The sequence below is a fragment of the Vibrio hangzhouensis genome (assembly GCF_900107935.1).
Taxonomy (GTDB): Bacteria; Pseudomonadota; Gammaproteobacteria; order Enterobacterales; family Vibrionaceae; genus Vibrio; species Vibrio hangzhouensis.
Window position 1 is genome coordinate 287,567 of record NZ_FNVG01000003.1, and the last position, 20,954, is coordinate 308,520.

At 45.5% G+C, this 20,954-nt stretch carries 17 protein-coding genes; 9 read left to right on the top strand and 8 right to left on the bottom strand.

Annotated features, from left to right (window positions below; translation table 11 throughout):
* Window positions 1-2: 2 nt before the first annotated feature.
* From rsfS to leuS, 4 genes are all read right to left on the bottom strand, one after another.
* Window positions 3-320 carry a ribosome silencing factor gene (gene rsfS, locus C4S60_RS04920; protein ID WP_103879218.1) on the bottom strand — a complete coding sequence of 106 codons (318 nt, stop codon included), beginning with the start codon at window positions 318-320 and terminating at the stop codon, window positions 3-5.
* Window positions 321-392: 72 nt separating this feature from the next.
* Window positions 393-1,412: a DNA polymerase III subunit delta gene (holA, locus tag C4S60_RS04925; RefSeq protein ID WP_103879219.1), complete on the bottom strand. Its 1,020-nt coding sequence runs from the start codon at window positions 1,410-1,412 to the stop codon at window positions 393-395.
* Between the two features lie 18 nt (window positions 1,413-1,430).
* A complete protein-coding gene (locus tag C4S60_RS04930; protein ID WP_103879220.1) occupies window positions 1,431-2,006 on the bottom strand; it encodes an LPS-assembly lipoprotein LptE in 576 nt (191 codons plus the stop codon).
* Window positions 2,007-2,133: 127 nt separating this feature from the next.
* Window positions 2,134-4,707, bottom strand: a complete 2,574-nt coding sequence (gene leuS / locus C4S60_RS04935) for a leucine--tRNA ligase (protein ID WP_103879221.1) — start codon at window positions 4,705-4,707, stop codon at window positions 2,134-2,136.
* Window positions 4,708-4,861: 154 nt separating this feature from the next.
* Here leuS and C4S60_RS04940 point away from each other — a divergent pair, with 154 nt between their 5' ends.
* On the top strand, window positions 4,862-5,332 hold the full coding sequence (locus C4S60_RS04940) for a zinc ribbon-containing protein (RefSeq protein ID WP_103879222.1): 471 nt from the start codon (window positions 4,862-4,864) through the stop codon (window positions 5,330-5,332).
* Between the two features lie 119 nt (window positions 5,333-5,451).
* Here the strand turns inward: C4S60_RS04940 and cysZ are convergent, their stop codons facing one another.
* Window positions 5,452-6,189: a sulfate transporter CysZ gene (gene cysZ / locus C4S60_RS04945; protein WP_167390956.1), complete on the bottom strand. Its 738-nt coding sequence runs from the start codon at window positions 6,187-6,189 to the stop codon at window positions 5,452-5,454.
* Window positions 6,190-6,374: 185 nt separating this feature from the next.
* Here cysZ and zipA point away from each other — a divergent pair, with 185 nt between their 5' ends.
* The 5 genes from zipA to C4S60_RS04970 all read left to right on the top strand — a co-directional run bounded on the left by zipA (window position 6,375) and on the right by C4S60_RS04970 (window position 12,161).
* On the top strand, window positions 6,375-7,367 hold the full coding sequence (gene zipA, locus C4S60_RS04950; protein ID WP_103879223.1) for a cell division protein ZipA: 993 nt from the start codon (window positions 6,375-6,377) through the stop codon (window positions 7,365-7,367).
* A gap of 66 nt (window positions 7,368-7,433) precedes the next feature.
* Window positions 7,434-9,437 carry an NAD-dependent DNA ligase LigA gene (ligA, locus tag C4S60_RS04955; protein ID WP_103879224.1) on the top strand — a complete coding sequence of 668 codons (2,004 nt, stop codon included), beginning with the start codon at window positions 7,434-7,436 and terminating at the stop codon, window positions 9,435-9,437.
* Between the two features lie 486 nt (window positions 9,438-9,923).
* Window positions 9,924-11,330, top strand: coding sequence for an OprD family porin (locus C4S60_RS04960; RefSeq protein WP_103879225.1), 1,407 nt, complete (start codon window positions 9,924-9,926; stop codon window positions 11,328-11,330).
* 67 nt (window positions 11,331-11,397) lie between these two features.
* A complete protein-coding gene (locus C4S60_RS04965) occupies window positions 11,398-11,757 on the top strand; it encodes a DUF2799 domain-containing protein (protein ID WP_103879226.1) in 360 nt (119 codons plus the stop codon).
* On the top strand, window positions 11,748-12,161 hold the full coding sequence (locus C4S60_RS04970; protein WP_103879227.1) for a MerR family transcriptional regulator: 414 nt from the start codon (window positions 11,748-11,750) through the stop codon (window positions 12,159-12,161). The genes C4S60_RS04965 and C4S60_RS04970 overlap by 10 nt, the downstream gene beginning before the upstream one ends.
* Window positions 12,162-12,744: 583 nt before the next feature.
* Here the strand turns inward: C4S60_RS04970 and C4S60_RS04975 are convergent.
* Window positions 12,745-13,656: a TraB/GumN family protein gene (locus C4S60_RS04975; protein WP_103879228.1), complete on the bottom strand. Its 912-nt coding sequence runs from the start codon at window positions 13,654-13,656 to the stop codon at window positions 12,745-12,747.
* Window positions 13,657-14,182: 526 nt separating this feature from the next.
* Between C4S60_RS04975 and C4S60_RS04980 the strand changes: the two genes are divergently transcribed.
* Window positions 14,183-14,893 carry an oligogalacturonate-specific porin KdgM family protein gene (locus C4S60_RS04980; RefSeq protein WP_103879229.1) on the top strand — a complete coding sequence of 237 codons (711 nt, stop codon included), beginning with the start codon at window positions 14,183-14,185 and terminating at the stop codon, window positions 14,891-14,893.
* Between the two features lie 398 nt (window positions 14,894-15,291).
* Window positions 15,292-16,038, top strand: coding sequence for a porin (locus C4S60_RS04985; RefSeq protein WP_103879230.1), 747 nt, complete (start codon window positions 15,292-15,294; stop codon window positions 16,036-16,038).
* A gap of 59 nt (window positions 16,039-16,097) precedes the next feature.
* On the opposite strand, the gene C4S60_RS04990 is transcribed toward C4S60_RS04985, so the two are convergent.
* Window positions 16,098-16,547 (bottom strand): DUF411 domain-containing protein, encoded by a 450-nt coding sequence (locus C4S60_RS04990; RefSeq protein WP_103879231.1) that lies wholly within the window; start codon window positions 16,545-16,547, stop codon window positions 16,098-16,100.
* A gap of 44 nt (window positions 16,548-16,591) precedes the next feature.
* A complete protein-coding gene (locus C4S60_RS04995) occupies window positions 16,592-19,306 on the bottom strand; it encodes a heavy metal translocating P-type ATPase (protein WP_103879232.1) in 2,715 nt (904 codons plus the stop codon).
* A 162-nt stretch (window positions 19,307-19,468) separates the two neighbouring features.
* Between C4S60_RS04995 and gltX the strand changes: the two genes are divergently transcribed.
* The gene (gltX, locus tag C4S60_RS05000) at window positions 19,469-20,896 is read left to right on the top strand and encodes a glutamate--tRNA ligase (RefSeq protein ID WP_103879233.1); all 1,428 of its coding nucleotides are present in this window, start codon (window positions 19,469-19,471) and stop codon (window positions 20,894-20,896) included.
* Window positions 20,897-20,954: the final 58 nt, after the last annotated feature.

The following is a 20,954-nucleotide window of genomic DNA, read 5'->3' on the forward strand; positions in this document are numbered from 1 at the left end:
CATTAGCTCCAAAGCTTTTCTAGTTGGTACAGTTCACGATGTTGTTCTTGCATCACGTGAAGCATGGTAGAGCCCATATCGAGTACGACCCATTCTCCTTCTTGGTCACCATCAATGCCAAGAGGTTCCATTCCGGCTTTCTTGACTTCAGAAGCAACGTGATCGGCGATGGAGATGACATGCCTTTTAGATGTTCCCGTGCAGACAATCATAAAGTCGGTCACGCTTGATTTTCCCTCAACATCAATAGTTACAATGTCTTGGGCCTTCATATCGTCGGCTTTATCGGCTAGGAAAAGTTTCAAATCTTCGCGTTGCAAAAGGAATTCCTCAATGGTTTTGAAATGGGGTTGAGCATGAGAACTCGACTGACCAGCAATTATAACATGATTTTAAGGCTGTAAAGACAGGCGGCTGTCAGTCGAACTCAGATTCAGGGTCAATTGGTGAATAAAGGGCCAGGGACTTTGCTCATATTGGGTTTTTGCCTGTACTTCAATGCAAGCCAGCAATTGGATAGCCTGCTTCAGTCTGGATAGTGGCAAACGTTGAAGCGCTGCGCTGTAGAGCGGTTTTTTATTTTGCCAGACTCTAAAACGCTCAAATACCTGGCTGAGTGTTGATTGTGACAACATCTGCTGCATTTTGATTAACTGCATCAATTCTTTCTGGATTGTACGCAGCAAGATAATGGCTTCGATACCTTCTGCTTCCAGCTGTCCCAGTACGCGATCTGCGCGTTTGGGCTTACCTTCAAGAATCGCATCAATCCAGTGGAACACAGTGAAATGATTGTGGCGACTCAGCGATTCTTGCACTCGAATCATGGTCAATTGCCCATCCGGAAACAGCAGAGCCAACTTTTGCAGGCTTTGCGAAAGAGCGAACAGGTTGCCTTCATGCCACTGGCACAGCAACTGAATTGCCTCGTGGTCGGCATGCAGTCCAACTTGGCTGCAACGTCTCATTACCCACTGGGGCAAGTGTTTAATATCTGGAGTTGCGCAGGTGACCAAACAACCGTTTAACGCCTTGAACCACTTAGCTGATTCTTGTGCACGGGTGAGTTTTGTCCCGGTAACAATGAGTACAATGTCTTCATGCAACTGCTCCGCAATCTCCAGAAGTTGCTTGGCGATAGTAGCATTGACGCCCGACTCAGGAAGGGTCAGTTCAATAATCTGTCTGGAACTAAACAGGCTGAGCGCCTGAGTACAGTCGTAAACGTCATTCCAGTCTAATGAACTGTCGACAGCAAAGCGGTGGTGTTCTTCAAACCCCAGCTGCTTGGCTTTCTGGATGATGTGATCGCGACTCTCCTGAATGAATAGCGGCTCGTTGCCAAACAGGAGATAACAGCGGTGCCATTGACGGCTAAGGGTTTCTCCCAAGCGATCTGCAAAAACTCTCACGTGACTTTCCTATCGAGGTTACGACTGAGTATTGCTACTGGAGTCTGAGGTTGCCGGAGTCGAAGGTTGCTGATTCGATTCAAACTCCTCAATTTCTGTCTTTAAACGAGCCATTTGACGCATCATCTGTTGTGCGGAAAACTCGCGCATTTCATCTTCGATAAGAGATCTCTCTTCCGACTTTGCCAAAGCAGAAAGCGGGTTATCAAGGTAGCTGCGGCTAATCTGGGCAGAGAAGTTTTTTGAACCTATCTGTGGGATGGTAACTCGGTAGTTAACACGGTAATTGACTTCTTTTTCAGCTGCTCGTGTATTCTGGTAGAGTGACAAAGTGCGGTCACTAATCGATTCACTTGAAATATGTAAGTTTGTGATATCAGGCCTTGGTGCTACGAGTTCTATTTTGCTGAGTCTTAATTGCTCTTTGACCAGTTTTGTTATTTTACCGTACGGATCATAACTAGTAACTGATATCTTATCGATTCCGTCTGGGATGGTATATTCACCACGCAAATGAAAACCACAGGCGGTAAGCAGGGTTGAAAGCAGGATGACGAAGCTGGCTTGTGACAGTTTGTGTTTTATTAGGCGCATGGTTACCGCAGGTCTGTTAAAAAGGCTTATCTAAACGCCACGAGTGACCCTTAAATAAGACTTTGCTGAGTGAATAAAGAGTCGCAGGACAACGCCTGCGACTCTGAATATCATAAAGAGATTACGTTTAGTTCGCTACAATATTCAGCAGCTTACCTGGTACGTAGATCACTTTACGGATGGTCTTACCATCAGTGAATTTGGTGACGTTTTCATCGTTAAGGCCTAGCTCTTCGACCTGCTCTTTGGTTGCGTCAGCTGCCACAGTCAGCTTAGCACGTAGCTTGCCGTTAACCTGAACCACGATCAGTTTCTCATCTTCAACCAGCGCTTTTTCGTCGAATGTTGGCCACACTGCGTTGTCGATATCTGACTCGCCCAGAGCAGCCCACATTTCGAATGAGATATGTGGAGTGATTGGGTAGAGCATAGCAACCACAGCTTTCAGTGCTTCATCAAGGATAGCACGGTCTTGTGCCGACTCTTGAGGTGCTTTCGCTAGCTTGTTCATAAGTTCCATGATAGCTGCGATTGCTGTGTTGAACGTTTGACGACGGTCGATATCGTCAGTCACTTTCGCGATAGTCTTGTGAACGTCGCGACGTAGCGCTTTTTGATCACCAGAAAGTGCTGCTGTGTCAACAGCTTCTGCTGTACCTTTCGAAGCGTGCTCGTTTACTAGTTTCCAGACACGCTTAAGGAAGCGATTAGCACCTTCAACGCCAGACTCCTGCCACTCAAGAGTCATGTCAGCAGGTGAAGCAAACATCATAAATAGACGAACGGTATCTGCACCGTACTTATCTACCATCTCTTGCGGGTCGATACCGTTGTTCTTTGACTTAGACATTTTGATCATGCCTGAGTGCTCAACGTCGCGACCTTGGTTGTCTTTTGCAGAAGTGATACGACCTTTACCGTCACGCTCTACAGCAACGTCAGTCGGTGCAACCCACTCTTTACCGCCTTTATCATTCTCAAAGTAGAATGCATCAGCCAGCACCATGCCTTGACATAGCAATTGCTTGAACGGCTCGTCAGAGGTTACGTAACCTGCGTCACGAAGTAGTTTGTGGAAGAAGCGCGAGTACAGAAGGTGCATACAAGCGTGCTCGATACCACCGATGTACTGATCTACGGGTAGCCAGTAATTTGCTTTTTCTGGGTCTAGGATGTCATCCGCTTGTGGTGAGCAGTAACGCGCATAATACCAAGAAGACTCCATAAACGTATCGAACGTGTCTGTCTCACGAAGCGCTGGTTCGCCGTTGAATGTGGTCTTCGCCCACTCTTTGTCTGCTTTGATTGGGCTAGTCACGCCGTCCATGACTACGTCTTCTGGAAGAATAACCGGTAGTTGGTCAGCGGGTACTGGATGAACTTCACCATCTTCAGTGGTGACCATTGGGATTGGCGCACCCCAGTAGCGTTGACGAGATACACCCCAGTCGCGTAGACGGAAGTTTACTGTCTTGTGACCTTTACCTTCAGCTTCCAGTTTTGCGGCAATTGCATCGAATGCTGCTTGGAACTCAAGTCCATCGAACTCACCTGAGTTAAATAGTACGCCTTTCTCTGTGTAAGCTGCTTCAGAGATGTCTAGCTCGCTACCATCCGTTGGCTTAATCACAGGCAGAATGTCTAGACCGTATTTAGTCGCAAACTCAAAGTCGCGTTGGTCGTGACCAGGAACTGCCATAACAGCGCCCGTGCCGTAATCCATTAGTACAAAGTTAGCGGCATAAACTGGTACTTCACGACCGTTCAATGGGTGAATGGCAGTTAGGCCTGTTGCCATGCCTTTCTTTTCCATTGTCGCAAGCTCTGCTTCAGCAACCTTGTTGTTTTTGCACTCTTCGATGAATGCGGCAAGCTCAGGGTTGTTCTCTGCCGCTACTGCTGCAAGAGGGTGACCCGCTGCGATGCCTACGTAAGTCACGCCCATTAGCGTATCTGGACGAGTTGTATATACTTCTAGGTCTTGTTGACCTTGAACTTCAAACTTGAGCTCGACACCTTCAGAACGGCCAATCCAGTTGCGCTGCATGGTCTTAACCATGTCAGGCCAACCTTCAAGGTTGTCCAGATCATCAAGAAGCTCTTGTGCGTATTCTGTGATCTTGATAAACCATTGTGGGATCTCTTTTTGCTCTACAGGCGTATCACAACGCCAGCAGCAGCCATCTTCAACCTGTTCGTTTGCAAGAACCGTCATGTCGTTTGGACACCAGTTAACCGAAGACGTTTTCTTGTACACAAGACCTTTTTGATAAAGCTTAGTGAAGAACTCTTGCTCCCAACGGTAGTACTCGGGTGTACATGTTGCGAATTCGCGGTTCCAGTCGTAACCAAAGCCCAACAGCTTTAGCTGGTTCTTCATGTACTCAATGTTTTCGTACGTCCATGGTGCCGGTGCCGTATTGTTTTTTACCGCCGCGTTTTCTGCAGGCAGGCCAAAAGCGTCCCAACCAATTGGTTGCATTACGTTTTTTCCCTGTAGGCGTTGGAAGCGTGATACCACATCACCGATAGTGTAGTTGCGCACGTGACCCATATGCAGTCGTCCACTTGGGTAAGGGAACATAGACAGACAGTAGAATTTTTCTTTATTTGGGTCTTCACTTACAACAAAGGTTTCATTGTTGTCCCAGTGCTGTTGAACTTTACGTTCAATATCTTGCGGGTTGTATTGTTCTTGCATCGATGATTTCCGGTTATCTTGGAATTTGTGAGTTCTGTTCTAACAGAGACTAATAGATCGTCATAGAATACCTAAAGGAAGCTCGGTCAACAATAGTCAATATACCCTTCGTAGATGAAGTTGACGCATCTACTTTGGATAAACAGGGGGATGTATGCCTAAGCGTAAAACCAGTTATGAAGAAATGATCGAAGATGTGGTGGATAACCTAAAACACAGCCCTGAGGAGTTACAACATATTCTCGAAAAGTCGGGGCAGGTGGTAGAAGCTGCGAACGATATGACAAAAGACGAAATGGCTCTCATTTCGGCGTATGTGAAGTCAGACTTGAAGGAGTTTGCAGACAATTACGAGGAGAGCAAAAGCGGTCCGTTTTACCTGATGATCGCTAACTCTGTTTGGCAAGGGCTGTTGGAGATCACTGACAGAACGAAAGTTGAGTGGGTGGAGCTGTTTCAGGATCTTGAGCATCAAGGAGTATACACCTCGGGTGAGATGATTGGTTTGGGTGTGCTGGTCTGTGAAGAGTGTGGCCACAAGACCGAGTATAATCATCCAACAACGATTTCTGATTGCCCTAAGTGTGGGCACAATACGTTTAACAGACAGGCGCTTAAACCGTAAGTTAGTGCCACCCTCTTGGTTCCCCCTTTATGAATTATAAGGGGGAAGGGTTCGATAACGGGGAAAAAACAGTAAGCTTGTCAGAGGCTCGGATACTCATGCCAGATTTTGTCGGTAACTTACCCGTGTTGTTCGCGAAACTCCTGTACCCACATGGCAGTGGCGCCGCACACCGATACTGGAACAATGAACAGGTTTAAAATAGGCACGGCGGTAAACAGAGAGACTAACATGCCAAAGCCATAGGCTTTACCTTGTTTCTGCTTTAACGCCAAACGCATGTCATTGAATGGTACTTTGTGGTTATCAAACGGATAATCACAGTATTGGATCGCTAACATCCAGGCAGTAAAGATAAACCACAGGAACGGCCCTACGGTTTGTCCAAGTGCCGGAATAAGCAGCAGTAGGAATAGGCCGATAGCTTTGGGTAAGGTATAAAGCAGTTTGCGCCATTCCCGCGCCATAATTCTTGGGACATCTTTTATCACGCTCATTAGCCCTTCATCACTGACTTTTTTCCCAGTGAGCATCTCTTCCACTTTTTCGGCCAAAAGACCATTAAATGGGGCGGCAATAAAGTTAGCTAAGGTACTAAAAAAATACGAAAAGGTGGCCATGATGGTGATCGCCAACAGAGGCCATAGTATATAGCTCAACCAGGATAGAAATTCTGGAAGGTAGCCAAGCCAACCCTCTATCCAGGCGTTTAGGTTGGAAAACAGATAGTACATTGCAGAGCCGACCAACAGAATATTGGCCAGCAAAGGGAGCAGCACATAGCGGCGAATGCCAGGGGTAAACGCAATTTGGAAACCCTGGTGAAAATACCCCAGTCCTGTCTTAGCTTTGTTCAAAATAGGCGTCCTTTTCACAGTTTGCTATATAGGTTTTAGCTCGACTATATCAAAAAAGACTTAAGGAAATCACAAACTTCTTATACTAAGGTGTTCTAATAGTCTATGGAGTTTTGGTAAAGTAGGGTGAGTTGAGATGTGAATGCATCTCTTTAAGGACTATTTTTTAACATTGAGAGCAAACAATGCAGGAATTGCGATTCGTACTCATTATTGTCGGTGCCTTAGCTATCGCGGCGCTGCTGTTTCATGGCTTATGGTCTAGCAAAAAAGAAGGACAGAAAAAATTCGGTGACAGGCCGTTAGGAAAGCTAGACGAAAAAGCGCATCAGGACGAGGAATACGTTGCGCCTGAGGATGACTTCGAGATTATCCGTAAAACACGCAGTGAGCCCGACTTTGGTTTGAATCAACAGCCTGCTTACGATCCTCTGGATGATGTATTAACGAAAACAGACAGTACGGACAGCGAGCCGGAGTCCGTCCCTGCAGCAGAATTTCAACGCTCTGAAGACGAAGCAGCCCCCGAGACTACGGAGCAAGCTCAGCAGAAGGATGTCGAAGATGACATCCCATCTTTCACGGCAACTTCTGACAATGACGAATTTGAAAAGCTGGAACCGAAAATCGACCTTAATGTGCTAGAAGATGACGCTGAGGATGAGCCGCTACAGACCGTGGCAGATTCAAAATTAAACACAGCGACTGAAGAAAAAGTACAAGCAGTACAAAGTAGTGAACCAGCAGAGCCGGAAATGCAGGTCATCGTATTAAATGTGCACAGTGCAGGGGCGGAGGACTTCGTGGGGACTCAGCTTTTTGATAGCATGCGCCAAAATGGTTTGATTTACGGTGAGATGGATATTTTCCACCGACATGCTGACTTGTCCGGAACCGGAAAAGTGCTGTTCAGTGTTGCCAACATGATGCAACCTGGAACCTTACAACATGATGATCCTGCCACTTTCACCACCAAAGGGATTTCCTTCTTTATGACGTTGCCGTGTTTTGGTGAAGCAGAGCAAAACTTTAAGTTGATGCTTCGTACCGCACAGCAAATAGCGGATGACTTGGGGGGCAATGTTCTTGATGACAAACGCAACCTGATGACACCGAACAGGCTGGATGCCTATCGCAAACAAATTCAAGACTTTAACGCAGCTAAAGCCAGTGCGTAATTGACGCCCAGACCTAGAGAAAAGGCTCCATTGGAGCCTTTTTTATCTGTATGACTAAGGTACACCATGTCTCAACAACGATTAAATGAACTCAAAGAACAGCTCCATTATCATGGGGTAAAATATTACGTAGAAGACAGCCCAGAAATCCCTGATGCTGAGTATGATCGAATGATGCAGGAACTGCTCGCAATTGAAGCAGAGCATCCGGAGTGGGTAACGGTGGATTCACCAAGTCAGCGCGTAGGGGGATTGCCCCTAGATAGCTTTACTCAGGTAAGACATGAGATCCCTATGCTGTCGCTCGATAATGCTTTCTCTGACGAAGATCTTGACGGTTTTAACAAGCGAATCTCAGACCGGCTCAATCGTCTTGATGTTGGCGCCTATTGCTGTGAAGTGAAACTTGACGGTCTGGCGGTCAGCCTATTGTATGAAAATGGCGTTCTTGTCCAGGCAGCTACTCGCGGAGATGGCACCACAGGGGAAAACATTACCGAAAACGTAAGAACCATCAGTGCGATTCCGCTCAGGTTGCAAGGCCCTGATATCCCTGCCCGAATGGAGGTGCGTGGCGAAGTGTTCATGCCGAAAGCCGGATTCGAGAGACTCAATGAGCTGGCTGCGAAAAAGGGCGAAAAGGTGTTCGTGAACCCAAGAAACGCGGCGGCAGGAAGCTTACGTCAACTGGACTCTCGCATTACAGCGACCAGACCCTTGAGTTTTTATGCTTACAGTCTGGGCGTGGTTGAGGGAGCGGAGTTACCAGCCAGTCACTATGAGCGCTTTCTGAAACTCAAATCACTGGGTTTCCCTATGGGGCCGGAAACACGCCGTGTTGATAGTATTGCTGAGGTCAAGGCTTACCATAAACAGATACAGGAAAAGCGCGACGCTCTCGAATATGAGATTGATGGCGTGGTTATTAAAGTCGATGACATTGCACTGCAGGAACAACTCGGTTTTGTCGCCAGAGCGCCTAGGTGGGCCATTGCGTATAAGTTCCCGGCTCAAGAAGAAATTACGGTCCTGAATGCGGTTGATTTCCAGGTGGGTCGAACTGGTGCAATTACACCAGTGGCAAAACTGGAGCCCGTTTTCGTTGGTGGAGTTACTGTCAGTAATGCAACGCTGCATAATGCAGACGAGATTGCTCGCTTGGGTGTCAAGATTGGCGACAGTGTGATCATTCGCCGAGCGGGTGACGTGATTCCGCAGATTGTTTCCTATGTGCCGGAGCGTCGCCCAGATGAGGCGAGTGAGATTGTTTTCCCAACCGAATGTCCAGTGTGTTCGTCACTGATTGAACGTATCGAAGGGGAAGCTGTAGCTCGTTGTACCGGCGGCTTAGTGTGTCAGGCGCAACGTAAAGAGGCGCTTAAACACTTTGTCTCTCGTAAAGCACTGGATGTTGATGGGCTGGGTGAGAAGGTTATAGAGCAGCTGGTGGATAAGGAAATGGTAGAAACGCCAGCCGACCTGTTTAAGTTGTCAGCCGGTCAGCTGACTATTCTTGAGCGGATGGGACCCAAATCGGCGCAAAATGTGGTCAATGCGCTCAATGCCTCGAAAGAAACGACCCTGGCGCGTTTTCTGTATTCATTAGGTATCAGAGAAGTAGGTGAGGCGACGGCAGCGAATCTGGCCTCACATTTTAAGACTCTGGATGCCATCATGAGTGCGACGCATGAGCAGCTGATTGACGTTCAGGATGTTGGTGAAATTGTTGCAAAACACATCCGCTTCTTTTTCGCAGAAGAGTCCAACCAGCAAGTGATAAGCGCATTGCTTGTGGCGGGTGTGCATTGGGCTGCCATTGAAGAGTTGGATGACGATATGCCACAGCCTTTGGCTGGCAAAACGGTCGTGCTTACCGGTTCTTTGTCACAGTTAAATCGCAATGATGCAAAAGCAGCTCTGCAGGCATTGGGAGCGAAAGTGACAGGAAGCGTATCTAAAAAGACCGACATATTATTTGCCGGTGAAAATGCGGGCTCGAAATTGGCGAAAGCGCAAGAACTGGGTATTGAAATTAAGACAGAAGATGATCTAATAGCATTAATGTCCTGATGATTTATTTATATTCTAAAAGAGCTCCATAGTTGGAGCTCTTTTTTTTTGCGAGTTACTTCAAAAATAATTGGCAGGTATAAAAATAAAAATAAAATCAATAGCACCTCGCCAGGTGAATTATTTAATTATTTTAAATAAAAATTAATGCGAGTCACCTCACATTTGCTGTATGTTTTGTCGTTATAACTTGTTGATATTAAACGCTGTAAAGAAATTTCTTAACGTTGTATCTAAAAGTAAGATCTTCATCAATAACTGCACCGTAAATTTGTGGTGCCTCCTATTTTTTTTCGCAAAATAAAGAATGAAATTGATAATTTTCTTCGCGAAGTTAGTCTTATGGATATGGATACACACGGTGTAGACAGGAAAATTAACCAAAAGTTTTGGTTAAAAATAAAAAAGGAAATATTCCACTCTTCGGCGGCCAACTTAAGGGTGAAATATCGACAACAGCTATATCCATTTTTAGGAGTTACTTCCATGGAAAAAATGTTTAAAGTATCAGCAGTGGCGACCGCTTTAGTAGGTGTACTCAGTGCGCCGACGGTTTGGGCTGAAAGTGAAACCGTAACACAGGAATATGTTGAAGAAGTTTCAACATTTTTCGATGACTCTACCATCAGCGGAAACGTAAACTTCTTTATGCGTGCTCGCGACAGAAAAGATATCGTTAATGGTGAGGAAACGGGGTATGCCCCTAACCTAGACCACGGTTCTATCTTTGTGAACTTAGGCTTTAACTCGGGCTACTACAATGACATTGTGGGTACTGATATTGTCATTTTCTCGACGTTTGATATGTGGCAAAACGCAGCTTTCGATCATGAAATGAACTTTGTAGATTGTAGCAAGCCTTACGACGCTGGTAATTCGTGTACTAATTTTGAGACAAAAAACGGCGTATCTTACTCCACGGCAAATTTAAAGTTTAAATTTGGTGAGAGCACTAACGCGAGAGTAGGTTATTTCCAACCAAGCGTACCAAGCTCTTTGGGGGTTAACTGGTCTTTTGCTCCGGGTACATATAGAGGCGGTGAAGTTGGTTTTAACATTGGTGACTTTAAGCTAGGTGCTGTGTATGCCGATCGATATAAAGCGCCTTGGTTCCAAAATCTATACGAATTCAGAGATGGTGCTGCATGGGCTGGCACTGGTAGTGATGGCACGGCAAAAGGTAAAGATGTTGGTGCTATTTATTCCGTTGGTGGCGTGTATAACTTCGCAAACGGAATTTCTCTAGATTTAGCCTACGGTGGATTGACCGATGGCGATCGTAAAAACTACCACGCGAAAGTGAAAGGAACGACTGATGGTGGTATTTATTGGTCTCCGCAACTTTATGTTGTAGATGATAAAAATCAATTTGATAGCACAGCACTTCAAGCGGCATTTTTGTCAAGTTTTGGAAGTGGTCCATATTCATTTAGAGCTGAAGCGACATACACTAAAGCAGATAGCACGGAGAAGCGTGGACAGGTTGGTAATATATCCTATCGCCTGACTGAACAATATGGCGGCTCAAATGGTGCGTATGAAATCTGGTGGAATAACCGCTCAGATTTCAACCATGATGGCGAGTTTGCAGGTTTCCTATCGGCTTCACGTGATATGGCCGATATTGGTGCAAGTGGTCTATCTGTAGGTATTAGTGGTGCTGCGGGTATGGGAGCAAAAGCTGAGGGATACAAAGAGCTGAAAGAGTATGCATACAGCGCGTTTGCTAATTATGGCATTCAAGCAGGCCCTCTAGAAGGTGGCTCTGTGAGCTTTTATTTCACTCAATACTACAATGATAGTGACGCTCCAAACTGGGGCCCATACTCAAATGCGTTCCAAGATGAGAAAGACTTTAAATTGGTGTTAGCACTGCCTTTCGCGGTCAAATAAAGTCGATTAATCAATTATAAGGCCGAACTCGTTCGGCCTTTTTTGATCTTAATGCGTGGAGGTTTAAGTGAAGCTGAAGCTGTTTTATATCACCCTCATGATCAGTGCGTGTTCGAATACTCCAATGAACAGTCAAGACTATTGGCGCGCAAAAGGGTATCGTCTTGGGGAGTTAGGCTATGAGAGCAATAGCGAGAAAGTGCTCTCCCAAAGTCAGCGTGAGAACTATGATGAGAGTGCCTTTATGGCCGGTTATGCGTCTGGGAGGGAAGTATACTGTTCTCCAGAAAGTGCTTTTAAAAAAGGAATTGAAGGTACAAAATACAAAGGTCAGTGTGAGGACTCTCCAAACTCAATTCGCATTCGTGCTGAGTGGGAGCGTGGCTGGCACTCTTTTATCAGCATGGATACATTTAGATGGCGATGATTAATATACGAGAAGCTGCGGCACAAACAAAACTGACAACGAAAGCGATACGTTACTACGAAGATAAAGGCGTGATTTTGAGTCCTGCCCGAGACATTAATGGGTATCGCATCTACTCTAAAGAGGTGCTTGAACAGCTCACTCTGGTTTCAAATGCACGTAAAGTCGGGTTTTCAATCGAAGAATGCAAAGAACTGGTTGAGTTGGCCTATAAACCAACCATGACGGCGAGTGAAATCAAGGAAAAAGCCCATAGAAAGGTTTGTGAAATCCAAGAACAAATAGATAGACTGTCTGTAGTCAAAGCCCACCTTCAACAATTAGTAGACAATTGCCCTGGGGATAATTCGACGTACTGCCCAATCGTCGAAGAGTTTAAATCTAGAAGTGAATCTCAAGATTGAATCACGGTTCCTCTATAAACCTCACACATGGTGCGGGGAATATACTCGACCTTTCCTGAGCGCAATTGACATTGCACTGCGTTTCCGAACACTTTACCTCCACCACTTCCATTACCGTTGGAGGCGTAAGTCATAGGAGATACCAGAATGGTCGTTAAAATTCCAATTAGGGCCAGCGTTTTCATTTTTAGTCCTCTATCTATTTAATATCTCGACGCGAGATATTGAATACTATGGTCGTAATTGAATAAAGATCAAAAATAAACGGTAAAACTAAAAAATTTTTAATTCCAAAAAAGTCGAACTTATTTGCATGCGCAAATTAATAACACATTGATTATAATTATTATTTTATTCAAATTTGTAGAGCTGGTTTGAATGAACAATAGGTAATAAAAGGTAATTTTGCTTACTTTGTTTCTAACATAATCTATATGATTCCATCTCTAGGTGGTTAAAAAGAAAGGAATAATTCGACTTATTTCTTTCATCCGCATTGAAAAGAATGTAAATGTAGGTGAAAGGTACCCAAGTCGTGTGGACTACAGAAAAAGTGGCCTTAATCTGTCTCAAATTTGAGACGTCAATCGTTCGTTTTCAACGAGCACTCAGCAATCTCTGATTCAGTTACCTGTTCAACTCTAAAACCACGTTGTTCTAGCAGGTGAGGTACACTCTCGTTTCCCGCTAAATGCAATGCACCAACAGCAACAAAGAAGGTGCCTGTTTTATACGCCTCCCCGGTAGAAAGCTGTTCCACCCAATTTCGGTTTCTTTTGACTAGAAAATTTTGATAAAAATCTTCGTTGTAGGAGCCGGAAATCATCATCGATTCCAGTTTATTGATATCACCTGCTTGCCAGGCAGTCATCAGACATTGAATGTTGTTGGCGTTGTAGGGCCATTCTGCGATCGTCTGAAGCAACATATCTACGCCGTGGTCGGGCTGACCTGCTATAAGGTCGATTTGAAACTGAAGTGTCTCCAGGCCATTTTGTGGCAGATGATTTGAGTCTGCCCAATCCATTAGCTGTCGATCAACACCATAGTCGGATAGATAATTGAGCTGGCGAAACGAAACCTGCTGTAAGGTTAAGGCTGCTTGCCACGGGGCGAGAGCCAGTAAAGCGTTGTAGTTTAGTTTCGATTGCGTGGCAATGGTTTTTAATTCACTAGATTGAACGGGGTCCAATGCTTGCTTCACGGTAACTTGTTTCTGTTGTTTCAGAGTGATGTTCTCATTAAGAAGCGCTTCCACGATAAGGCTATCGCTTTGAGCAAGTGCATCGACTACCTTTGGGACCAACGGAGTGACCTGCTGTGATCCTACGTGAATGGTTCCATAAATGAATAATGTGGTTTGGCCTTTTTTAGCTTTCCACATCACAGGCTCTGCGAGTGCGCCTGCACTCAGAGTACACCCCAAAACTAATGATACTAAGTTAAAAAGCCGCAGAAGGCGTAGGTTAGAACTGATGATTGGTAGTTTTGTCATGCTGTTATCCAATTTCGGGCATAGTCATAGAGTAGCAGTAAGGTAAACAAAGAGAAATATTCGGTGAATTCCCCAATGAGGACTGAAGTTAGCAAGCATTGCGATGCCTGTTTGGTTGGCTGAAAGTTAATTTTCTTTGTGCAATATGGGTGCATAAAACCGAACTAAGCCAGGTGATTTTTCTAAATTGGATGCGTAAGGTCACAAAATGGATATAGTCCTGCTGACTGAAACTGCATAATTGACGTCATATTCCGTGTTTTTGCGTCATTTTGGCCTGCCTTATTGTGATCTTAGTTTGCTTTTTGTGTTTTATGAAATTAGATTTATATTTTTACTTGTGTTTAACTTGTTGTTTTTTAGGGTTTTATATTTGTTTTGTTTTTCTGGTGGTGATCTAGGTCACTAAAGAGGGTGATTTAATTGTTGGCGCGAATTAATTGGGGCTATATTGACCTCAAGCCAAATGGCATCGAAACAAGGCGGCAACATAAGCCAGCCAGTTCAAACTAAATAGGTGTTTACAATGAAAAAAATTCTCGCTCTAACTGCTCTTGCAGTTGCCTCTACCAGCGCATTTGCAGGTTCATCTTACGTAACAGGTAATGTTCAGTTTCACGATACATACCTTCAAGGCTCTAAAGCGACCTCCACTCTGGAAGCGGGCCATACGTTTGACTCTAATACGACGCTTTTGGTTGAGTTTGACGCCATTCCTCTTGGTAAAGTTCAGGATGATGCCCGTCCTCTGCCCGCAACAACCTTAGGTGTGGAGCAAGTTTTCAAAGCGACGGACAACCTTTGGCTAGCCGCTGGTTATCACCATCTAATTCAAGGGGGCGAGACAATTCAATATCGTCCACTTATCAAAATTGGCTACAACTTTGACAACGGTCTCTCTTTAAGTAACCGTACTCGTATGCACATCAACAATCAACTTGATGGCCAGCAGCGCAAGTCAGACACTGATGTTCGCCTGGATAACAAAATTGCGTATCAGTTTGCCGATCAACCCGTTGCTCTTTCCTATAACAACGTTTACGTAGTTGCAGGCGACAAAGACGCCAAGGGCGATGATAAAGTAAACACGATGGACCATGAGTTGCGTGCCACATGGACACGCGATGGTGTTCAGCCATATTTTGAGTTCCGTAGTCAGGCCCATGGTCTGAAAAATGCTGACGGTAGCAGCGCCGTCAACAATGCTGTTGTGTTCGGCGCGTCATACGGCTTCTAAGATTTCTTATGTTCATATTTCCATAATCCAAGGCTCCGTAAGGGGCCTTGCTTCGGTTGGGGTACAACGGCGCGCGCTTACCACAGTTCTGGACGTTTTTAGCTATCACGCAAAGCAAGAGAACTTTTGATAAAACTTTGCGAAACCTTGCAAATTATTAGATGTTGAAGATTTAATCTAAGGATGGTTGTTTTTTATTCCATTTCGTTAAGGTGAAGTTTTAGCGGACGTAAAGCGCATACAGTAACATGACATACCATGAAGCAACGTTTTTAACATGTTGATTTAATTGAATTCAGCAATTTTTTGGAATGACATAACCTTAACAATGTTGGTTTTTGCGCTTCTATCTCTTCAGCGACACACTGTCCCTCAAATTCACTATTTAGGGAACACCAGTGCGCCACCTTATTGCTTTCACTCTTATAATTGCCAGTCAATCAGCCCTATGCGCTTCTTCATACATAGAAGGTAACGTTCAGTTTAATAGCAGTTATCTGTATGACTCGAAAACGACCGCTAAAATGGAAGCGGGACACACCTTCGACACGGATACGACGTTAAGGTTCAAAATTGAAGATATCGCGATTGGCAGCACACCACACAGCGATCATCACCATCATCACAATGACATTTATTATGGGCATAGTGCCAGAGCGCCACTGGTGACGTTAGGTGTAGAACAGAAGTTTCAGCTATCCAGAAATTTCTGGTTAGGTGCAGGTTACGAGCACTTGATGCAGGTTGGAGAGACCATGCAGTATCGCCCGTTATTCAAGATTGGTTATGACTTTGATGAAGGCATATCACTCAGTCACCGCACCCGAGTTGAAGTTTATGCGCAGCATGACCGTTGGGGCTACAAGCCGGATATTGACTATCGCTTCGATAATAAAATTGCCTATCAATTTAAAACACATCCAGTGAAGCTTCACTACAATAACGTCTATCACATGGGTGGGGCATATTACCCATACTACCCATATACGGATAACTCGATGGATCATGAATTCAGACTGACCCTGACAAAGTACGCGTTTCAACCTTACTTTGAATACAAGAGTCAGGGCAGCTTCAGAGCACCCTATTATCGTCGTGGAGTTGAAAACAGTGCGTTCCTGATTGGCGGTATTTACAACTTTTAAAAATTAAAGCGCCATCGTTAAGAACGATGGCGCTGTATGCTAAGAGTCGAAAATGGGGCCTACATATTGTATGAGCGGAAGCTATACACCTGACCTTTCTCGTTATACACGTAAACATGGTAAGGGTCTTTTTTGTCTCCATATTCCATGCCCGGGGAGCCAACAGGCATTCCTGGTACGGCTAAGCCTTTGGCATTCTTAGGGGGATTTTCCAGGAAGGCTTTGATATCTTCCGCCGGGATATGACCTTCGAACACATACTCTCCAACGACAGCGGTATGACATGAAGCGAGCTCAGGAGAGACTCCCAGCTTCTGCTTGATGGGATTCATGTTGGTGTGCTCTTCCACAGTGACATTAAAACCGGCCTCTTCCATATGTTTTACCCAGTCTTTGCAGCAACCACAATAGGGTGATTTATAGGTCAAAATATCAGTGGCAAATGCCGAGCCTGTGACCATAGCAAAAGACAATGCTGTTAGCCTTAAGGTACGTTTTGAGTTTGACATAGTAGTTCCTCTTTGAACGTTATCCAGCTAAATCATAGCTGGAATCACCCTTTGTATTGAAAGTTTCTGAGTCTATTTGCGTTGCTGACAACGGTAATAGATGACAAGGCCATTGCTGCACCTGCAAATACAGGGCTGAGCAGAAAACCGAATATAGGATAGAGCACACCAGCAGCGATGGGTATCCCGAGAGAATTATAAATAAAAGCGCCAAACAGATTCTGTTTAATGTTCTTTACGGTCGCTTTCGAAAGAGAGATCGCATAAGACACAGTGGCGGGATTACTATTTAGCAGAGTCATAGGTGCACTTTCTATGGCGACATCGCTGCCCGAGCCCATCGCGATACCTACGTCTGCTGTTGCAAGTGCAGGCGCGTCATTGATGCCGTCCCCAACCATAGCAACATGTGTATATTTATCCTTTAAGGATAGTATATGGGAAGCTTTTTCATCAGGAAGAACCTGTGAGATGACTTCATCAATGCCGACTTTTTGACCGATGTTATTGGCAACATGGTAGTGATCACCAGTCAGCATTACAGTATGAATGCCTTGTTTTTTTAGTGCACTCACAGCGGCAAAGGCTTCAGGCTTTATCTCATCCGCCACGGCGATAACGGCGACGGCCACCTTCTCTATAATGACAATCACAGGTGTCGCGGCTAACTGTACTGCTTGTTTAAGTGCACCATTAATAGGGGTGGTGTCAATACCGAGAGATTGAACGTAATTTAATGAAGATATCAGAATATTCTGGCCTGCAACAACACCCTCAACCCCCTTGCCTCGAAGGTTTACAAACTTCTCAGGCTCTGTGCCATTGTCGTGATGTGTCCAATACTGTGTGACGGCTTTAGCCAGAGGATGTTCCGAGCGTTTTTCTAAAGGAAGTACCATATGAGCCAATTCGGATTCAGAGAGGCCAGTGGTAAACACCCTCTGAACCTTTGGTTCTCCAAGTGTTAGTGTGCCTGTTTTGTCAAACACAACTGCATTTACTTTGCTGAGTTTTTGTAACGCATCGGCATCTTTAATGAGAACCCCTGCTTGCGCTGCTTTGCCAATCCCGACCGTAATCGATAGTGGTGTTGCCAACCCCAACGCACACGGACAAGCGATGATCAGAACGGTCGTAGTGACAACCAGCATGTAACTGGCTTTTGGTTCTGGGCCAACAAAGAACCACACTGCTGCGGCCAGAATGGCAATTACAACAACAACGGGAACAAATATTGCAGAGATAGAGTCAGCCAGTTTCGCAATAGCGGGTTTGCTGCTCTGGGCTTCACGAACCAGGTTAATTATACGTGACAACATGGTGTTGGAGCCTACTCCAGTCGCTTCGATGACCAGACTGCCGTCGGTATTCATCGTACCTGCAGATACGCGATCCTGTTCCCCTTTGAGGACAGCCACCGGCTCTCCGGTTAACATCGATTCGTCAACGTAACTGTGTCCGTCAGTGACAAGGCCGTCCACAGGCACTTTTTCTCCGGGTTTGATACGCAGTCGCATACCTAGAGCAATATCGGCCACCGCAAGCCGTGTGTCTTTTCCATCGATGATGGCAGTAGCGTGCTGAGGCTGAAGGTTCATTAAGGCCTGCAGCGATTGGTTGGTTTTTGATTTGGCTTTCGCTTCAATGTAATGACCAAGCGAGATCAGTCCAACGATCATTGCACTGGCTTCAAAATAAACGTGGCGTGACTGATGAGGGAACCATCCGGGTTTAACTACGACTAACATAGAGTAGAACCAGGCAGCGCCTGTTCCCAGAGCGACCAATGTATCCATTGTGGCCCGTTTGTGCTGCAGTGCTTTATAGGCGTTGACATAGAAATCACGCCCGGAGGTAGCCAGCAGCCACAAGCAAAGAATACCAATGAGTCCCCAGGTCATCTGGTCCATAGGATTGCGAATCATCATGTTGCCGCCAAGTAATCCCCAAAGCATGAGAGGAGCACCTACCGCCAAAGCGACGATGGTGTTCTTTTTTTGTACGGCCTGATGATCCAGTAACGCTTTTTGCTGCTGCGCTTGACTGGAGGCGAGATCCTGAACCAGCTCCCCTTGATAACCGGCTTGGGAAATAGCAGTAAGCAATCGCGGACTTATTTTTTCAATGAGCTCATCGGTGCTGACCATGGCGCTTTGTTCGGCCAGATTGACACGAGCGCTGGTTACGCCGTCTACAGAAGTCAGCGCTTTTTCTACAGAAGAAACGCAGCTCGCGCAGGTCATGCCTTGAATAAGGTAATGCAAGTGCTGCTGACCTTCTGGCGTTTGTTTAGGCTGAGTAGGTTCAATAGAAGAGGGGGCAACTGGCTCTCGGTCTGGTTCGTCCGCTTTAGGTTCTGTCGAGGCAGATGGCGCAATGAGCTTAGCATCAAAACCAATTTGTCTGATGTGTTCAATGATGATGTCTGAATCACATGAAGACTGGACTGAGAGATGATTTTTTGAGAGTTCCAGAATGTCAGTATCAGCTAAAGAGCTCAGGTGTTCACGAAGTTTTGCGACACACTTTCCACAATTTAGTCCTGTAAGCTGAAAATCTAAATTAAGTGATGCGCGATAGCCTAAAGATTCAACCACTGAGATGACATCGTTTACCGGTGCCTCGCTGGAGACGACCAGTTGCTCTTTGGTTAGGTGAACAATCTCGATATTCTGTGGGCTAGCCTCTAGCGCTTTTTTCAGTTTATTCACACAGCCCATGCAGGATAAACCAGATAAATTAAGGGTATATTGGTCCATAAACCACCTCAGATATTCGTTGTTATCTCTTACGATAAACCTTACCACAAGGGGAAGGTCAAGCTATTGATTGTAGATTTAGCTTAAGGTGATAAAATAGCGCCCAAAATTTGCAACGTACGATGAAAAGCATCGTGCGCAGTTGACAACAAGGTACATTCGATGACGGTTAAAACACGTTTTGCTCCAAGCCCTACAGGCTATCTTCACGTCGGTGGTGCACGCACTGCACTGTATTCTTGGTTATTTGCTAAAAACCAAGGCGGCGAGTTTGTTCTTCGAATTGAAGACACCGATCTTGAGCGTAACTCGCAAGAAGCAGTGGATGCGATTCTTGAAGGTATGCAATGGATGGGACTTGAGTGGGATGAAGGCCCTTACTTTCAGTCTAAGCGTTTTGACCGTTACAATGAGATGGTTGACAAGCTACTTGCAGAAGACAAAGCCTATAAATGTTTTGCACCAAAAGAGCTGTTAGAAGAGATTCGTGCCGAGCAGGAAGCAAACAAAGAAATTCCACGCTATGATGCGAACCACCCGAAAATTGTTGCCGCAAACGCTGCAGCGAAAGACGGTGACCCATGCGTTATTCGTTTCCGTAATCCAAAAGAAGGCAGTGTGGTATTCGATGACCAAATTCGTGGTCGTATCGAAATCGCCAACAGCCAGATGGACGATCTGATCATTCGTCGTACCGATGGTGCACCAACTTACAACTTCGTAGTAGTCGTTGACGACTGGGATATGGGTATCACACATGTTGTTCGTGGTGAAGACCATATCAACAACACGCCTCGTCAGATCAACATCTATGAAGCTTTGGGTGCGCCAGTGCCAACATTCGCCCACTGTGCAATGATTCTTGGTGACGACGGTGCAAAACTGTCGAAGCGCCATGGTGCCGTCTCAGTGATGCAGTACCGAGATGAAGGTTACCTGCCAAATGCATTGAACAACTACCTTGTTCGCCTTGGTTGGTCTCACGGCGATCAGGAGATTTTCTCTAAGCAGGAAATGATTGACCTGTTTTCGCTAAATGCCATCTCTAAATCAGCCTCTGCGTTTAATACTGACAAGTTGTTGTGGCTGAATAACCATTACATTAAGACGTCAGAGCCAGAGTATGTAGCAGAGCATCTGCAATGGCACCTGAATGAGCAGAAGCTGAGCACGGCGAATGGCCCGGCCATCACGGAAGTCATTAAGCTGGTAGGCGAGCGTTGTAATACTCTGGTTGAACTTGCTCAGCAAATCCGCTATTTCTACGAAGACTTCTCTGAGTTTGAAGCAGGCGCTGCTAAGAAACATCTTCGTGGCGTTGCTAAAGGACCTTTAGAGGCGGCCTTGGCCAAGGTTGAAGCACTGGAAGAGTGGACGACGGTTAACATTAAAGAGCAAGTTATCGCAGCCGTTTGTGAAGAGCTTGAGATTGGCATGGGTAAAATCGGTATGCCACTGCGCGTAGCGGTTACTGGCGGTGGTCAGTCACCTTCTGTCGACGCGGTAATGGAGTTGGTGGGCAAAGAGCGTGTGATTGCCCGAATTAAGATGGCGATTGCGTTTATTGAAGAGCGCGAAGCGAACGCCTAACCACTGAAACTAACCATCAAACCGCCACATTATTTGGCGGTTTTTTTATCTCATTGCG

Bases quoted from the DNA above. Each gene is read 5' to 3' on its own strand.
- C4S60_RS04970 (WP_103879227.1), top strand. From the start codon at position 11,748: ATGGCGATGATTAATATACGAGAAGCTGCGGCACAAACAAAACTGACA.
- C4S60_RS04960 (WP_103879225.1), top strand. From the start codon at position 9,924: ATGGAAAAAATGTTTAAAGTATCAGCAGTGGCGACCGCTTTAGTAGGT.
- C4S60_RS04940 (WP_103879222.1), top strand. From the start codon at position 4,862: ATGCCTAAGCGTAAAACCAGTTATGAAGAAATGATCGAAGATGTGGTG.
- C4S60_RS04980 (WP_103879229.1), top strand. From the start codon at position 14,183: ATGAAAAAAATTCTCGCTCTAACTGCTCTTGCAGTTGCCTCTACCAGC.
- gltX (WP_103879233.1), top strand. From the start codon at position 19,469: ATGACGGTTAAAACACGTTTTGCTCCAAGCCCTACAGGCTATCTTCAC.
- ligA (WP_103879224.1), top strand. From the start codon at position 7,434: ATGTCTCAACAACGATTAAATGAACTCAAAGAACAGCTCCATTATCAT.
- C4S60_RS04990 (WP_103879231.1), bottom strand. From the start codon at position 16,547: ATGTCAAACTCAAAACGTACCTTAAGGCTAACAGCATTGTCTTTTGCT.
- zipA (WP_103879223.1), top strand. From the start codon at position 6,375: ATGCAGGAATTGCGATTCGTACTCATTATTGTCGGTGCCTTAGCTATC.
- leuS (WP_103879221.1), bottom strand. From the start codon at position 4,707: ATGCAAGAACAATACAACCCGCAAGATATTGAACGTAAAGTTCAACAG.
- C4S60_RS04995 (WP_103879232.1), bottom strand. From the start codon at position 19,306: ATGGACCAATATACCCTTAATTTATCTGGTTTATCCTGCATGGGCTGT.
- C4S60_RS04930 (WP_103879220.1), bottom strand. From the start codon at position 2,006: ATGCGCCTAATAAAACACAAACTGTCACAAGCCAGCTTCGTCATCCTG.
- C4S60_RS04975 (WP_103879228.1), bottom strand. From the start codon at position 13,656: ATGACAAAACTACCAATCATCAGTTCTAACCTACGCCTTCTGCGGCTT.